General features: G+C 49.4%; 13 protein-coding genes. 1 reads left to right on the top strand and 12 read right to left on the bottom strand.

Annotated features, from left to right (window positions below; genetic code table 11):
• Positions 1-595: 595 nt before the first annotated feature.
• The 10 genes from X474_RS10610 to X474_RS10570 all read right to left on the bottom strand — a co-directional run bounded on the left by X474_RS10610 (position 596) and on the right by X474_RS10570 (position 11895).
• Positions 596-781, bottom strand: coding sequence for a hypothetical protein (locus X474_RS10610; RefSeq protein WP_044348763.1), 186 nt, complete (start codon positions 779-781; stop codon positions 596-598).
• Between the two features lie 80 nt (positions 782-861).
• On the bottom strand, positions 862-1080 hold the full coding sequence (locus X474_RS27260; RefSeq protein WP_082464297.1) for a methyl-accepting chemotaxis protein: 219 nt from the start codon (positions 1078-1080) through the stop codon (positions 862-864).
• Positions 977-1984: a methyl-accepting chemotaxis protein gene (locus tag X474_RS27050; RefSeq protein WP_044348762.1), complete on the bottom strand. Its 1008-nt coding sequence runs from the start codon at positions 1982-1984 to the stop codon at positions 977-979. Before X474_RS27050 ends, X474_RS27260 begins: the two co-directional genes overlap by 104 nt.
• Before the next feature lie 364 nt (positions 1985-2348).
• A complete protein-coding gene (locus X474_RS10600; RefSeq protein ID WP_044348761.1) occupies positions 2349-3389 on the bottom strand; it encodes an ABC transporter ATP-binding protein in 1041 nt (346 codons plus the stop codon).
• An 11-nt stretch (positions 3390-3400) separates the two neighbouring features.
• The gene (locus X474_RS10595; RefSeq protein ID WP_082464295.1) at positions 3401-4387 is read right to left on the bottom strand and encodes an ABC transporter ATP-binding protein; all 987 of its coding nucleotides are present in this window, start codon (positions 4385-4387) and stop codon (positions 3401-3403) included.
• Positions 4388-4452: 65 nt separating this feature from the next.
• Positions 4453-5616, bottom strand: a complete 1164-nt coding sequence (gene iadA, locus X474_RS10590; protein ID WP_044348759.1) for a beta-aspartyl-peptidase — start codon at positions 5614-5616, stop codon at positions 4453-4455.
• A gap of 248 nt (positions 5617-5864) precedes the next feature.
• Positions 5865-6737, bottom strand: coding sequence for a nickel transporter permease (gene nikC / locus X474_RS10585; RefSeq protein WP_044348758.1), 873 nt, complete (start codon positions 6735-6737; stop codon positions 5865-5867).
• A gap of 4 nt (positions 6738-6741) precedes the next feature.
• The gene (gene nikB, locus X474_RS10580; protein WP_044348757.1) at positions 6742-7662 is read right to left on the bottom strand and encodes a nickel ABC transporter permease; all 921 of its coding nucleotides are present in this window, start codon (positions 7660-7662) and stop codon (positions 6742-6744) included.
• Positions 7663-7787: 125 nt separating this feature from the next.
• Complete coding sequence (locus X474_RS10575) at positions 7788-9335, bottom strand: glutathione ABC transporter substrate-binding protein (protein ID WP_044348756.1); 1548 nt, start codon at positions 9333-9335, stop codon at positions 7788-7790.
• Between the two features lie 1432 nt (positions 9336-10767).
• Positions 10768-11895, bottom strand: coding sequence for a hypothetical protein (locus X474_RS10570; protein WP_156360720.1), 1128 nt, complete (start codon positions 11893-11895; stop codon positions 10768-10770).
• A 69-nt stretch (positions 11896-11964) separates the two neighbouring features.
• On the opposite strand from X474_RS10570, the gene X474_RS26105 reads away from it, so the two are divergent.
• Positions 11965-12132, top strand: coding sequence for a hypothetical protein (locus X474_RS26105; RefSeq protein ID WP_156360719.1), 168 nt, complete (start codon positions 11965-11967; stop codon positions 12130-12132).
• 654 nt (positions 12133-12786) lie between these two features.
• Here X474_RS26105 and X474_RS10565 read toward each other — a convergent pair.
• A complete protein-coding gene (locus X474_RS10565) occupies positions 12787-14073 on the bottom strand; it encodes an L-lactate MFS transporter (protein WP_044348754.1) in 1287 nt (428 codons plus the stop codon).
• Between the two features lie 185 nt (positions 14074-14258).
• Complete coding sequence (locus tag X474_RS10560) at positions 14259-15644, bottom strand: sigma-54-dependent transcriptional regulator (protein WP_044348753.1); 1386 nt, start codon at positions 15642-15644, stop codon at positions 14259-14261.
• Between the last annotated feature and the right edge of the window lie 39 nt (positions 15645-15683).

Raw genomic sequence — 15683 nt, 5'->3', positions numbered from 1 at the left:
TCGTTATTTTTTGGGTTCAAAATACGCACAATACATACTATTTTTTAATGATATATTATATATTCATATCATACGGCTACGATCTCAACCATTCACTCATAAAATTCTTCAAACAATTGGTCCTAAAATTTGAAAATAATTTACCAGGGCAGAAGATTCACTAAAACCTGGTCAACAAAATATATGGATCTTGCACCCTTCACCAAAAAGATTAACATTATAAATAGTTAAAATTAAAAAACATTTAAAACCTTAATTAAAATTTCATCCAACCGTCACATCAATTCCCTCCCCCAATAACTGCTCATCTTAGCCCCCCAAAATACACTGGCATCTAATTTAAGCCTGCGCCGGTTATAAAGTTATCAAGGTTAACTAGACTCTTTCTCCCCTATTCCCCTAAGAAGCTCAGAATGAACGGATTACATAGAAAAAGGCCCTGAAAATCGCAAAATCCTTTAGAGGCCTTGTTCATAGCTGATAGCAGAAAAGCCTGAAAGGCATTATCCGGAGAAACACCGATCAAGCAGTCCTTCTTCTTCCTACGCGTCAATCCTTTCAAAACACCGCCCAATGATTCCCTGGCCCAGATTTTTTATTGGTGATTAGTTTCCAGGTTATTCCCAATAAGGGTTGCTCCGGACTTACCCTTCTCACCTTCAGTAACCAGAGCCAGTTTGAGGACCTCTTGTCTCATGCTCAAGGCCTGTCCTGCAAGTTCTTCAGCTGCAGCGGCCGAGTCCTCGGCATTGGCCGCCACCTGCTGGGTCACCTGGCCCATATTAACCGCGGCCTGGCTGACTTGGTCTATCTATACCTTGGGCCTGTTCTTTGGAAGCGGCGGCAATTTCATTTACCAGTTCAAAAACCTTCAGCCTCCCGGCTGACCCGGAAAAAGGCGCTATCGGTCTTTTCAAGCACCTCAGACCCCGCCTTCGGGTTGTTCTGGTTTTCCAAAATAAGAACAGAGGTGTTTTTAGCGGCCTCGGCAGAACGCAGAGCCAGGTTCCTCACCTCGTCGGCCACCACTGCAAAACCCGCTCCGTGATCCCCGGCCCGGGCAGCCTCCCCGAGCAGCATTCAAGGCCGACAAATTAGTCTGAAAAGCAATTTCTTCCACTGTCTTGATTATCCCTGCCGTCTCGTTGCCGGTCTGGTTGATCCTTGCAACATGCTTCACCAACTCTTCCATATCAGACTCCGCCTCTTTAACCAGCACAGAAACATCTTTCATATAATTGTCCGCCTGGTCGGCGTGGTCCGCGTTTTGCCCGGTCATGGAAGCGATCTCTTCCAGAGCGGCGGAGGTCTCCTCCAAGGCGGAAGCCTGTTCAGTAGCTCCACTGGACAACTGCTGACTGCTCGATGCTATCTGTTCACTGGCGCTGGATACACTCTCAGCACTGAGGCTTATGTTTTGGGTGCTTTTTTGAATGGGTCCGGCAACGCTTCCGGCAACCAAATAAACACCTGAAGAGACAATCAAAAGGGCAAGCAAACCAATTAACACAGCTAAATTGCGCGCCCTTGTCACGCCCGCCAAAACAGCCTTTTCAGGCGCAGCGACCACTACAGACCAGGGTTTATCATCATCGCTAAGGTGTATGGGAGAAAAATATAGATATACGTTATCGCCGGTATATTTGGAGTTATGTATTACGGTGAGCGGTTTTCCCTCTTTTATTTCAACCAGGTATTTATTTTTACAATCAAGATCAAAGATATTTTTTCCAATGTAGCCTTTGTTGGGATGAGCCACAACCACGCCGTTGTTGCTTATCATGGCCATATATCCCGTGCCGTAAGGCCTTTGTCGGCTGACTATGGCCCTGCATTGTTCCACCGAGAGATCTATACCAATAACTCCAATGGTCCTGCCATGGGAAAAAACCGGTACAGTCAAACTGACCAGGCAAATTTCCCTTCCGTCTATATTATAGGTAATCGGGTCAAAAATCTTTTCCCGGCTGGTTCGTAAAGGCAAGAGATAGTAGTCGCCCTTACCAGGCTCAGTATAATTTTGAATGTTTTACCAGCTTAGCTTTCCATTCACCCTATTCCAATAGGGAACATAGCGCCCGGTTTGGTCATACCCAGGTTTATTACGGTAAATTTCGTCTTTACCAACCAGGGCGTTGGGCTCGAATCCGGCAATGAAAGCATCTTCAATTTAAGCTAACTATCAAGCCTTAGATCAACAATCCACAGGTCCGACAACAGCCTTACACACCTATTAAGAATAACGATAAGAATTTCAAAAAAATCCGGTTTACTTTTCAGCAAACCGGATTTTCTACCCACCTATATTTAATTATATTTTATTAAGCAAACAATCTTGGGAAAACGCTTTAACCAACCACCGGCAACAGGTCCAATTCATCGGCCCTGTGGCAGGCCACAAAATGCTCCCCTCCCAAATCGCGATATTCAGGGATCTTTTCCTTGCAAATATCCCTGGCATATTGGCAACGAGGATGAAAATGACACCCGGAAGGCGGATTTACCGGGCTGGGTACGTCGCCCTGCAGAAGAATTCGTTTCATTTCAAAATCAGGATCTGGCACCGGCACGGCAGACATCAGCGCCTCTGTGTAAGGATGCTTGGGCTCACTGAAAAGCTTGCCTGCACTCACCAGCTCAACCACTTTGCCCAGGTACATGACAGCCACCCTGTCGCTGACATATTTCACCACTGACAGGTCATGACCGATAAACATGTAGGTGAGGTCAAACTCCTGCTGCAGATCTAAAAGCAGGTTGGTTACCTGGGCTTGGATGGAGACATCCAGGGCCGAGACAGGCTCGTCAGCCACCACCAGGCTGGGGTTGGGAGCCAAGGCCCGGGCAATTCCGATGCGCTGCCTCTGGCCGCCGGAAAACTCATGGGGATAACGATTTGCATGGTCAGGCTTGAGCCCCACGGACTCAAGAAGATAAGCCACCCTGTCCGCCCTCTCTCCCTTGGCCAGGGCATGGGCCCGCAAAGGCTCGCCCACAATCCTGCCCACAGTCATGCGCGGATCCAAAGAAGAATAAGGGTCTTGAAATATGATCTGCATCTCCTGGCGCAAGGATTTAAGCTCTTTAGGAGGGGATCTCATTACATCCACTTGACGGTATTTTTCACCCGGACCGGCCAATTTTTTACTCTTAAAGGATATTTCCCCTTCAGTAGGCTCAATCAGGCGCAGGATGGAGCGTCCGGCCGTGGTTTTTCCGCAACCGCTTTCCCCCACGATCCCCAGAGTCTCCCCTTCTTTTATGAAAAGGTTGACCCCGTCCACAGCCTTGACTGTTGCCTTTTCACTTTTGACATAGCCCTTGCGAATGGGAAAATGTTTTTTTAATCCCTTAACATCAAGCAATATATTGTCATTCAGATTTCCCATTATCACCTCCGCTACTTTAGTTCCAGCCAGCAGGAAACCTGATGTCCGGGCGCGATTTCCCTTAAGACGGGGCGTTTTTCTCGACAGATGGGCATGGCATTGGGGCAGCGGGGTTCAAAGCCGCAACCAGGCGGTATGTTGACCAGATCCGGCACCACTCCCTTGATTGGCTTTAACCGGTCCTCGCGGCTGGCTGTAAGCGAAGGAATGGACTTCATCAACCCTTGTGTATAGGGATGCCTGGGGTTATGAAAAACATCCCTCACACAAGCGGACTCCACAATTCGCCCCAGGTACATCACCACCACATCGTCGGCCATATTGGCAATAACCCCCAGGTCATGGGTGATGAACATAATGGCTGTCCTGTGTTCCTCCTGCAGCCGGTTCATCAGCTCCAGCACCTGGGCCTGGATCGTCACATCCAGAGCCGTGGTCGGCTCATCCGCAATAAGCAAGGCAGGGTTGCAGGAAAGGGCCATGGCGATCATGGCCCTTTGACGCATTCCCCCCGAGAGCTGGTGGGGATATTCGTCAAAACGCTGGGCAGGCAGGGGGATCCCCACCTCCTCCAACATCTTTATGGCCTCATCCTTGGCATCTTTTTTGGAAAGTCCCTCGTGCAGTATCAAGGCTTCGCTTATCTGATCACCGATGGTAAAAACCGGATTCAGGGAAGTCATGGGCTCTTGAAAAATCATTGCGATCTCATTGCCCCTGATACTGCGCATCTTAGAGCCATTGGACGGCAGCTTGCTTAAATCTATAGTCTGGCCCTTGTGGCGAAACAGAATCTCGCCGCCTTCTATACTACCGGGCGGGTTGGGGATCAGCCCCATGATGGACATGGCGGTCACCGACTTTCCGCTGCCGCTTTCACCAACCACTCCCAGGGTTCTTTCTCTTTTGATGCTGAAGTTAACCCCGTCAACTGCCCGGGCCAAGCCTTTATCCGTACGAAAATAGGTTTTAAGTTCCTTGAGCTCAATTAAAGGCATTAATGGCATCTCCCTTTGGCAAAGGGGAGTCCCGCCCTTAAGGCGGGAACCCCGGAAAACCTTTTTCAGCGGGCGCAGAATCCCTTAACCAAAGGCTCGCCGCCCTTGACCATGTGTTTGCCCAGGCACCAGACACTGTCTATATTCCAATCGCCGTCAAACAGGATCAGATCCGCGTCTTTGCCCACTTCAAGGGAGCCCTTTTTCCCATCAACCTTTATCCTGCGGGCCGGGTTCAAGGTAAGGCAAGGCAGGAGATCGCTGGCCTCAAACCCGCCTTGAACCACAAGGCGTTTAAACTCCCTTAAGAGGGAAGAGGGGCTGCCTATGCCCATGCCTATGTAATTTTCGTTTTCATCGAACTTGGGCAGGCTGCCGTTACCGTCCGAGGTGAAGGTCAGGCAATCGGTTTTAATGTTCTTATTCTTCATCCTGGTCAAGGCCTCTGCCACGTTTATCTCCTGGGTGGGGCGCTCGCCGGTCAAGGTGATATCAATGAAACCGCCCATGGAGGCAAAGGTAAGGGCCTGTTCAAAGAGCTCTTCCGTCCTGGTTACATGGGTGGGCAGATATTGGGTGATGGGGATCTCGGTTTTTCGCACCAGTTGGAAGAGATAATCCATACCGGCCTGGCCCCCGCCCATATGCAGATGCACCAATCCGGCCTTGTTTCCCAAAAGGGCGCCGACCCTCACTTCGGCCGCCACCTTGGCCAGGTCTTCAAAAGTAGGCTGGCTGGAGCGGTGGTCCGATATGGCCAGCTCCCCAACCCCCACCACCGGAGGCAGAAGCGCCAGGTCTCTGCGCAGGGAGCCGGTTATGGTGGAAGGGGGGAATCCATAGGAACCGGTCATCATATAGGCGCTCATGCCTTCCTGCCTGAGGCCCAAAACCTTGATCATCACCGTATCAGGATTTCTGGAGAAATCGTCCACACCCAAGACTCCCACCACAGTGGTTACACCGGCCTGGGTAAGATGACTTATATCTATCTCGGGCACCCTGGTGGCCGGGCCGCCCTCGCCTCCTCCTCCGGTGATATGAACATGCAGATCAATAACCCCTGGGGTGGCTATCATTCCTTCGGCCTTGACCTCTTTGACGGAAAGCCCTTTCGGGGGATCTATTTTTTCCTGTATTGCGGCGATTTTCCCGCCGGCCATTAAAATGTCCTGCACTCCCAGATCATGGGGGGCAAAGACCTTGGCGCCTTTTATCAATGTAAACATGTGCACCTCTCAACCAGGCCGCTTGATGCAGCCTGGCTGCGGGCCTTAATACACCCGCTTAATTGCTTTTTTTTAACCAAATGATTCCGGCCAAGGATTGGAAAACTGTTTTTCACCAACTCTCGGCGGATAGCCAAACAAATAGACGTATCGGCAATTTAACTGTATTCCCAATGAAACTGCCTTTAATTAAGCTCCTTTGGCTATTATGCTACCAAGTTGCCGCAACCGGTATGCATCTTGAAGAATCAATCGGTCTTAAGTTTGGGGTCGAGCGCGTCACGTATGCCGTCACCCAAGATATTGAAGCCCAAAACCACAAACATAATGGCAAAGCCCGGATAGGTGGCCACCCAAGGCGCGGCCCTGAGATAGGTTCTGCCCGAAGAAAGCATGGCGCCCCATTCCGGAGTCGGGGGCTGGGGTCCCATGCCGAGAAAGCTCAAGCCCGCCCCGGCCAGAATGGCGGTTGCCACCCTTAAGGTGGCCAAGACCAGAAAAGGCCCGATGCAATTGGGCAACACATGGGTCAGCACGATCTTGAAATGACTCACCCCTACAGCCCTGGCCGCTTCAATAAACTCCATCTCCTTTACAGAGAGAACCGAAGAACGGATCACCCTGGCAAACATGGGAACGGAATAGATGCCTATGGCTATCATCAGGTTTATCGTACTGGGGCCCAAGGCGCTGACAATGGCCATGGCCAGCAGAATGCCGGGAAACGCTATGAGGATATCCATGAAACGCATCAGGGCATTGTCTATTTTCCCCCCCACATAGCCTGCCAGAACCCCGATAAACACCCCCAGGACCATGGCAATGAAAACAGCCACCACCCCAATGGCCAAAGAGACCCTGCCGCCCCAGATTATGCGGCTCAATATATCCCTGCCCTGTTCGTCGGTGCCCAAGGGATGCTCTACGCTGTGGCCTTTTAAGGACATCTCCAGATTAGAGTCCAGGGGATCATAAGGAGCAATCAGGGGGGCAAAGATGGCGCTCAGCACAAAAATGCATACAATGATCAGCCCCACCATGGCGCCTTTGTTTTTACGGAACTGACGATAAGCCAGGGTAAATTGGCTTTGTCCTTTTATTTTATTGTTGATTGCTGCCATGATCTTATTCCACCCGCAGCCTGGGATTTATGTAACCGTATAGTAAGTCAACGAAAAGATTGACCAGGGTAAAGTTGATGGCCACAAAGAGAATGGCTCCCTGGACCAGTGGGTAATCCCTGGTGTATATGGCCTGGACAATCATGCGCCCCACCCCGGGCCAGGCGAAAACCGTCTCGGTGAGGATCGCTCCGCTAAGCATGTAGCCGAACTGAATTCCCACCACAGTGACCACGGGGATAAGGGCGTTTCGCACCGCGTGTTTATAAAGCACCACCCTTTCGGCCAAACCCTTGGCCCGGGCGGTCCTGATATAATCCTGTCTGATGACCTCAAGCATGGAGGACCGGGTCATGCGCGCAATAATGGCGGCCGAGTTGGCGCCCAGGGATATGGCAGGCAAAACAAGGTGGGAAAACCCGCCCCTGCCCACCGCCGGAAACCAGCCCAATATCACCGCAAAGATCAACATGAGCATGAGTCCCAGCCAAAATGACGGCATGGATATGCCGAAGAGCGAGACCACCATGGAGCCGTAATCAAAAAACGAGTTTTGATTTTTAGCCGCTATTATGCCGGTTACCAGCCCCAAAACAGTAGCCACCAGCACAGCCAGACCGGCCAGCTCCAAGGTGGCCGGATAGCGGGCCATGATCTCGCTTAAAACCGTTCTCTGGGTTCGTATGGATACTCCCATATCGCCCTGCACCAGGTTTCCCAGATAGATGGCGTATTGCAGCAAAAAGGGCTTATCCAGTCCAAACTGTTTTCTGATGGACTCGATATCTTCCAGCGACGCATCCTCACCAGCCAGGATCTGGGCCGGATCGCCGGGGGTCATGCGCATGATGCCGAATGATATGAAAGTAACGCCGATTATAATCGGTATCAGATATAGTAGACGGCGGCTGATTAGTCTTAACATGGAACCACACTTTTAAGGGGATTCACAAAAATTTCCCAATACGCCCTTAATGGAAGACAAAATCCCCCACTGCCCTCTTGAAAGCCAGTGGGGGATTTTGTGGGCTCAGATTGGAACCATTGGCCTTATTTCTTGAAATAGGCGTTTCGCACCAACACAAACTCCAATGGAGAGCTTTCCACGCCCATCAAAGAGGGAACCATGCCCACTGACTGGACCATATCCACCAGCATTCCCCAGGCGGCGTCCTTGACCAGCTCTTTTTGCACCTCGGCGTAAACAGCCTTGCGCTTTTCGGGATCAGCGGTCTTCATGCCCTTAAGCAGGCCTTCATCCACCTTCTTACTGGAATAATACTGGCGGTTGTTGCCTTCGGGAGCCCACATGTCTGTGGCAAACAAGGGACGCAGAGCCCAGTCGGCATCACCAGTGGAAGGCGACCAGCCAATATAGAACATGTCGTACTTGGCTTCTTCGGGTTTTTTGCGCAGGTTCTTAAGATAGGAAGCCCATTCCCATTTGCGCAGCTTGGCCTTGATGCCAACCTTGTTCAGCATGCCGACCACGGCCTCGCTGATCTGGGCGTCCATGGGGTAGCGGCCTTCCGGAGTCCAGAAGCTGATTTCAAAGCCATTGGGGTAACCGGCCTCAGCCAAGAGTTTTTTGGCCTTTTTAGGATCGTAATCATAGTATCCGGACGGTGTGTAACCCCAGACCAGACTACCCATCATGGATTTACTGGGTGAGGCCATGCCCTTTAAAATGTTTTTGACAATGGATTTTTTGTTGATGGCGTAGTTGATCGCCTGACGGACCCGAACATCGTTAAAGGGTTTTTTGTAGATGTTCATACCCGCGTACATGGCCCTGGCTGTGGGGGAGCTCTCCACCTTGGCCACCTTGCTCGCATTCAGGCGATCCACCTCAATAATCGGCACGGGGTATACCAGGTCGGCCTCACCGGTCTCGAGCATAACCACCCTGGATCCGGCTTCGGGAACAGGCTTGAAGACAACCTCTTCCAATTTGGGCTTGGGTCCCCAGTAATCCTTATTGGCCACCAGCACAATACGGTCGCCGGGCACCCATTCCTTGAACTTGTAAGGTCCACAACCCACAGGGTTGACGGCCAATTTATCGCCGTATTTTTTTACTGCGGCCGGGCTGACAATGCTTCCGGCGGCATGGGCGAAATGAGCGAGGATGGCGCCAAAGGGGTTTTTCAACTTCATGACCACGGTGTATTCATCCGCAGCCTTTATGGATTCAATAAAAGGAAGGTAAAGTTTGGTTCTGCGTGTGCGGTGGTCGGGGTCCAGGTTTCTGGAAACGCTGAAAACCACGGCCTCTGCGTTTAAGGGAGTTCCATCATGGAACTTCACGCCTTTGCGCAGGTGAAAAGTATAGGTGAGTCCGTCTTTGGAGATATCCCAGGACTTGGCCACCCGGGGAACAATCTCCATGTTGGGCCCGAAATCAACCAATCCATCATAGATGGTGCGGATGACCATCTCCGAGGGGTTGTCAGTCTGGTTGGGGGGGTCAAGCTTGATAGGCTCAGCACCAATTGCAAAAACCAGGGTCTTGCCATCGTCTGAGGCAAAGGACGCAAGCGGGGCGCAAAGCGCCAATGCCATCAGCAAAACAAGGCATGTCATGAACGCTTTTTTCATTTACTAAAAACCTCCCTCGTTGTTTTGTTTTGGGGCGCCAGGTAAGTCACCCCTGCCCTGTTCCAGCCGGGTACTCAAAAAAAGCGCCCTTAACCTGGCGAAGTCGCCTATAAACCGGAGGCCTTGATGCTTATTCCCCAAGAAGCATCAATATCCGGTATCTTAAGGCGCACCTACTAACAGGCGAAAGAACGGCCGTAAAAACACGCACCTGATTTAAACCTTTTTGCAGAAACTACAAACGGAAACGTCCTGCAAAGGATTATTAACGCATAATCACGATTTTTTTGGCATCCAAGCCCCAGGGCTTAATTGGTTCTTTATTAACTCTTTTAAATTTTTTAAAACGTTATTATGTACTAAACCTTGGTGTCAAGTCTAAAACGCACTACAAGAATGTAACGTAATTTTTTATAGAAAAATTACGAATTAACGTATAGTTACCGGCGATAATAATACGTGCATATACACATTACATTTTTATTAATTTACTAAGTGTTAATAGTATTTTCTAATTTTAGTTAATATGAAACTTATCATTAATTTTATGTTCAATTAATTAAATATAAATCATGCAGAAAAGTTTGATCTAATCAGAAGAGTAAATCAAAAAAATTAAATTTACCATATAACACTACAAACAAACAAAGCATCCATTACAACTTCAAAATCCAGACATACTAATTCTAGAACTAAATCAGGCAAAAAGATAAAAAATAAAAAAGCACAACTGTTCATAAAAACCAAACGGGAGCGCATAAATTTATTTTATATTCCAAAACAGCTAGTTACATTACCAGATCAATCAAACACAGCACCCAAGCCCCATACGGTTATTTACGCAGCTCTTGGACCTCACCAAATAAAGGCTAGTAAAACCTTAGCCTAAGGGCTGGAACAAGAACAAAAAAGACGGGTCTTATAAAACCAATTTAGCTGATTAAATTCTTCAAGATGCAGCACGTAATTATAAAATATATATTCAATCAGGCCGTTATCGGGAACAAACAGCCTTATGTCAGGCAGGGAATAGATAGGGCAACTTATTGAGAACAATCAAAAGAAACCAAATAGGCTTCAGGTTAAGCCAGACTTCACAGATAGGGAAATCCACCTATTCCGCACTACAGAAAAACATACTTATATTACAGGGGTTAATTGAGATCCAGCCCACAAGATGCCTGGATTCAGGCCTTGGCGCATCAAGGAGTCAAGGCAACCTTGAAAGCACACACCCGGTAAGGAATAGGCAAGTTTGGTATGGCTTAATAAAAAGAGGGGCATAGGCGTGGTAATTTAGGCCTCGGATACCCGATTATGCTAAGGGGAAACAGGCTATCTCAATTCAGGCTGACGGCAAACGCAATTAGTGACCAGGGCGGTCAGTCATTCCTCACTCATACCAACAATTAAGAGGAGGCTTGTCCTTCTTCTACTGATTGACGGAATTAGCCGGTTTTGAAACTTCCAAGCCTACCTGTAAGGCTGTTTCCGGATGATCTATACAGACTAAAGAGAGGCGGGCGACAAATATATATATAACAGCAGAAACTATTTCTTTTAACTTAGCGTTATCTGTTAACTTATTTGCCGATACTAATTGTTTTTGAACATAACCGGCGATCCTTAGCAGCACTTTTCCTGTTTTATGGCGAGCCGAATTACTGGCTATTATCTGGCTGGTCATTTTCTTTAAAAAGGCGTGAACCTGAATCTGAGTTTCGATATCCAATTTCAGCACTTGGTTAAAAACTATGGTTTTCAGTTCATCCCTTTGAATATTTTGCAACAAAAGGGCTATGACCTGGGAGAAGGGAATCTCTTTACCTGCCGATATAACCCTTTTAAATACTGAAGTTATTTTCTCCGCATTCCCCGATGTATTTACGCCTGACTTACCGGGTGTCTTACGTAAGCGGCTTTTTTTATGCTCAGCCAATGCGGTTTTTAAAAGCACGGAATCCAGAACGACCAAAACCACCAAATCCCTCAAACCTCCGGCTTTTAGAGACCGGCCCTTTTCCGTACTGGACAATGAACTTAAGGCAACGGAATGATACCAAAAAATGTCTTTCAGCTGATTTTCCGGCTTCATCAGCTCTTTATTTTCCACAATTATCTCTGAATAAAATTCAGGATCATCATTGAATTTTTTCTGCACAATTGTAGCTGCCTCTAAGGCGGATGCGGGAATGGAACCTTCCGTGAGTCTTTTGCAGTAAGTTATGACTGCTTGCTCCATGGGCAGAAAAAAATAAAGGCAAGAGGAGAGATAAGCTAAGCGCTCAGTGACAGGCCATACAACCTTTGCAGAATCTCCAGGCAATGAGGGAACATCCAGACGCTCTACCTGTGAAGGATTGGCTGTCATTGATAAAACTGCGTTTAAAAGGATCTGATCAGCCAGTTCATAGATGATGCGTTCCCTCTGCCATCTTGGCAACTGCTCGAATTCATTTACTTCCAGGCTGCAAAACTGGCCCAAGGCGGCTACCAGGTTAACGCTTGTGCATTCAGGGGAAAAAGGCGAAATGCCCAAGCTGGCCAGATAGGCGTACATGGCCTGTATGGGATCTTGCTCTTTATATTGGGGGAATAATTTGCCAAGTGATTTCAGGGAAGATCTCAGGTGGTTGATTTCCAAACCATAGTAGAAAACAGCCAGCACCTGGTTCAAAGGCAGGTGCAATTTGTTCCTGATAAAGCTGATCCTGGCTTGCTCGCTCAGGGACATTTTTCAGTTCCGTTTCCGTATTTGATCAAGGGGAAAAACAACGCCGCCCTTTTTGCTAAATAAAACAGGGCGATTAACCCAAGGTCAATCCGAATATCTTTGATATGTAACTTCCCAGGCAGATCTAATCAACCAGTCTCCCGAGTAAGAGGTATTATCCCCTCTGGTCAAGGAATCTTCAAGCCCAAATCAGCCATAATTCCGACTTAATATTAGGATGTTTATCACCTTCTTAAGGCACAACCCCATGATTATAATTACTTTACTCAACATTGACGCGGTTCTTTTTTTCCTACAAAAAAAGCGGCCCAAGCCTCAAGGCAGGCAATGCGAACAGCCCCCTGTATGGCCTGCCTTGGGCCTGGACCGCGCAACTATCCTGAAAGCAATGCACCGGGTGCGTCAAAGCACCGTGCACCTTTAGGTTTTTCAGAAAAGGCATTTCCTTAACTTATTAAAATTGCTAGATTAATAAGTTCACAAGTTTACGGGGCCTCCCTGGCCGCTTGAGGCCTCATGGTAAAGAACAAGTAAAGTCCGCCCGAGTACTCACATTAATTACACAATCTTTACTGTAAGGCGGCCTTATCTGCGATTTAAGCGGCTCGGGGAGCGCTGCACAAGCTTTGGTTTTCCCGGAAAAATCCCCATTTTTCCCCGACCAGCGCTTCCCGAACCGCTTTTAAGGCTTTGGTTTGTCAACCTGCCTTTTTTGAGCTAATTCAGTCTCTGGCGCAGGGCCGCCTTATGGTGCGGCTCTACGCGCCAGTCTACTTTGACCTGTTCCGGTCTATCCACCACCCAGGTCAGTGCTGCGCCCAGGAACAAAAGCACACCAGCAGTCAGATAAGCGGTGTGAAAAGAACCTGTGGCCGCCACAATCATCTGCGACAACCTGGGCAAGGCAAAACCACCCACTCCCCAGGCAGTGAATAACAGCCCATAATTAGTCCCAAAATTATCAAGTCCGTAAAAATCCTTGCAAGCGGAAGGGAACAAGGAAAGGTTGGCGCCATAGTTGAAACCGATTATGGTCGCCGCGCCCACCAGGGCCAGGGACTGGCCTTTATCTAAAAACAAAAGCCCGAACATGATGATTCCCTGGAAAGAAAGCATCATGGCCAAGGTTTTGGTGCGGCCGATCTTGTCGGAAATAATCCCGGCCACAATACGGCCGCCGGCGTTTCCCACAGCCATCAGGGCAACCACAATCCAGGCCAGCTCCCCCAGGCTTTGCCGGGCCATGCCCGCCACATTGCCGATGATCATCAGCCCAGCGCCTGCTCCCACAAAATAGATAAACCACAACAGGTAAAAACTCTTGGTCTTAAGCATTTCACCAGGGGCGTAATCGCTATTTTTTGACGTCTGGCCTTGAGCACCACCGTTTAGTTTATCTTCCGGGTTATACCCTTTGGGTGGATTGATCAGCATCTGAGCCAGGGCGCAGACCGCCACTAAAAAACCCACACCAAAAATCATCATGCTGGTGCTCAGGCCATAAAGATCAATCAGGTAAGTGGAAAGGGGCGCAATATAGACCGAGGCCAGGCCGAACCCGGAAACCACCAGGCCCGCGATGAGCCCCGTTTTGGCTGCCGGGAACCATTTAATTGCCGGAGGGGTGGCTGAGGCATAGCCAAAGCCCAGGCCAGCCCCGGTGAGCACTCCAAACCCCAGGACCCAAACCCAAAGGGCATAGGACTGGCTGATCAGCATAAGGCCCAAGCCGGTCAACACTCCGCCTATCATGGCGGTAAGCCTGGGGCCGATTTTATCCTGAACCCTGCCGGCGATTATCATGCTAAAGGCAAATACCAGGCAACAAACCGCGTAGGGGTCGTTTAAAGAAGAAAGGCTCCACTCAAACCTGCCGTCTCCCCGGGTTATGGATTCCTTGACCGCAAGTTTAAAGATGCTCCAGGTGTATAGTATCCCCAGGGCCAGGTTAACCCCCAACCCGGCCATGGTCACCCGCCGGCCTTTATTGATAATCTTTGTCATTTGCCGCCCCTTTGCCAAAAGGATTTGCATGTGACTGCACTTTTGTCTTGGAGCAGCAAGTATGCCAAAAAAAGATCTTTTGCTTTTTACCTGTAGTTTCGGCCAGGTGAATAAACGCACTAAACATTATCGGTTAGCAGTGATTTTAAAGATGGAAATTTTACCATATGAATATGGCATTTTTTCTACTCAGGCATGAACTTTTTCTTACGGTAGCGGAAGGTGTGATAGTTAATGCCAAGCAACTCTGCCGCCTTTGCTTCGTTGTTGTCGGCCAAGGCCAGGGCCTTTTTAATATAACTTCCTTCAACCCGCTCCAGGATCTCGCTCAAAACAATCCCCTTATCATCCAAGGCAGGCAGGTCGGCCGGCCCGGCGCTTTTTCCCAGATTGTTCTCCACACCGGCCAAGCCCAGATTCGAAGATTCAATCACAGGCTCTTTTCCGCAGAGCGCGGCCCGTTCCACCATGCCTTTCAACTCCCGAACATTGCCTTCATAATGCCGCTGTTTAAGGGTGTTCAGGGCTTCATCCGTAAAGCCGCTAAAGGACCTTTGATATTTTTTGTTCATCTCCTCCAAAAAGAACTGCGCCATGGGGATTATATCTTCGGGCCTTTTTTGCAACGAAGGCACCTCCACCTTTATCATGGCCAGGCGATAGTAGAGATCCCTGCGGAAACCGCCCTCTTCCACCATGGCTTCCAGATCCCGGTTGGTGGCTGACACCACCCTCACCCTGGCCTCGCTCACCTTGGTGGCCCCCACCTTGTAATATTGGCCGGTATCCAAAAAACGCAGCAACTTTGCCTGGGCGGAGAGACTCATATCACCCACTTCATCGAGAAAAAGCGTGCCGCCACCGGCCAGTTCGACCAAACCAGCCTTGCCGCCCGGCCTGGCCCCGGAAAAAGCGCCGGGCTCATAGCCGAACAACTCGCTCTCCAACAGCTCCGAGGGAATGGCCGCGCAATTTACAGTCACCAACTCACCCCTGTACTGAGGGCTCTGAAAATGAATGGCGCTTGCTATGAGTTCCTTTCCGGTTCCGGTCTCCCCCAAAATCATTACAGGTGCATCCGGGCTTTTTGCCACCTGCCCCACAAACTCCATGACGTTTTGTATTGTGTTGCTCTGAGCTATGAAAAAAGGCAGGTTGTCTCTAAGGCACTGCTCCTGCAGCAGGCTGAGTTCCTTGCGTAGCCGGATGCTCTCCAGGGCGTTCTTAAGAGAGGCCTTGAGGGTGTCCATGTGCAGGGGCTTTACCACATAGTCATAGGCTCCTGATTTCATGGCCCTGACCACAGTCTGCACATCTTCAAAGGCGGTTATCATAATAAACAGGATCTCAGGCCGCTTGGCGGAGATTATCTCCAGGGCCTCCACGCCATCCATGCCGGGCAGGCCGATATCCATCAGGATCAGATCCGGTTGGGCCTTTTTGAGGGCCTGTAAGGCCTCTTCCGCAGAGGCAAAGGTCTCCACCTCATATTCAGTCAGATTAAGACGGGCGGCATCCCGAATAAACTCCTCATCATCAACCACAAATATTCTGTATTTGAATTCAGCCATAGAAAGCCCTCTGCTCCCTGCCGGTCAACGACTGATCTG

It is taken from the genome of Dethiosulfatarculus sandiegensis (assembly GCF_000931935.2).
GTDB lineage: Bacteria > Desulfobacterota > Desulfarculia > Desulfarculales > Desulfarculaceae > Dethiosulfatarculus > Dethiosulfatarculus sandiegensis.
The sequence above is the reverse complement of the archived record's forward strand: the minus strand, read 5'-3'. Positions and strand labels throughout refer to the sequence as shown.

What these genes read in the sequence shown, in the direction of transcription:
- nikB (WP_044348757.1), bottom strand. Translation starts at nt 7,662, where the DNA reads ATGTTAAGACTAATCAGCCGCCGTCTACTATATCTGATACCGATTATA.
- iadA (WP_044348759.1), bottom strand. Translation starts at nt 5,616, where the DNA reads ATGTTTACATTGATAAAAGGCGCCAAGGTCTTTGCCCCCCATGATCTG.
- X474_RS10560 (WP_044348753.1), bottom strand. Translation starts at nt 15,644, where the DNA reads ATGGCTGAATTCAAATACAGAATATTTGTGGTTGATGATGAGGAGTTT.
- X474_RS27260 (WP_082464297.1), bottom strand. Translation starts at nt 1,080, where the DNA reads ATGCTGCTCGGGGAGGCTGCCCGGGCCGGGGATCACGGAGCGGGTTTT.
- X474_RS10610 (WP_044348763.1), bottom strand. Translation starts at nt 781, where the DNA reads ATGGGCCAGGTGACCCAGCAGGTGGCGGCCAATGCCGAGGACTCGGCC.
- X474_RS10595 (WP_082464295.1), bottom strand. Translation starts at nt 4,387, where the DNA reads ATGCCTTTAATTGAGCTCAAGGAACTTAAAACCTATTTTCGTACGGAT.
- X474_RS10565 (WP_044348754.1), bottom strand. Translation starts at nt 14,073, where the DNA reads ATGACAAAGATTATCAATAAAGGCCGGCGGGTGACCATGGCCGGGTTG.
- nikC (WP_044348758.1), bottom strand. Translation starts at nt 6,737, where the DNA reads ATGGCAGCAATCAACAATAAAATAAAAGGACAAAGCCAATTTACCCTG.
- X474_RS10570 (WP_156360720.1), bottom strand. Translation starts at nt 11,895, where the DNA reads ATGTACGCCTATCTGGCCAGCTTGGGCATTTCGCCTTTTTCCCCTGAA.
- X474_RS10575 (WP_044348756.1), bottom strand. Translation starts at nt 9,335, where the DNA reads ATGAAAAAAGCGTTCATGACATGCCTTGTTTTGCTGATGGCATTGGCG.
- X474_RS10600 (WP_044348761.1), bottom strand. Translation starts at nt 3,389, where the DNA reads ATGGGAAATCTGAATGACAATATATTGCTTGATGTTAAGGGATTAAAA.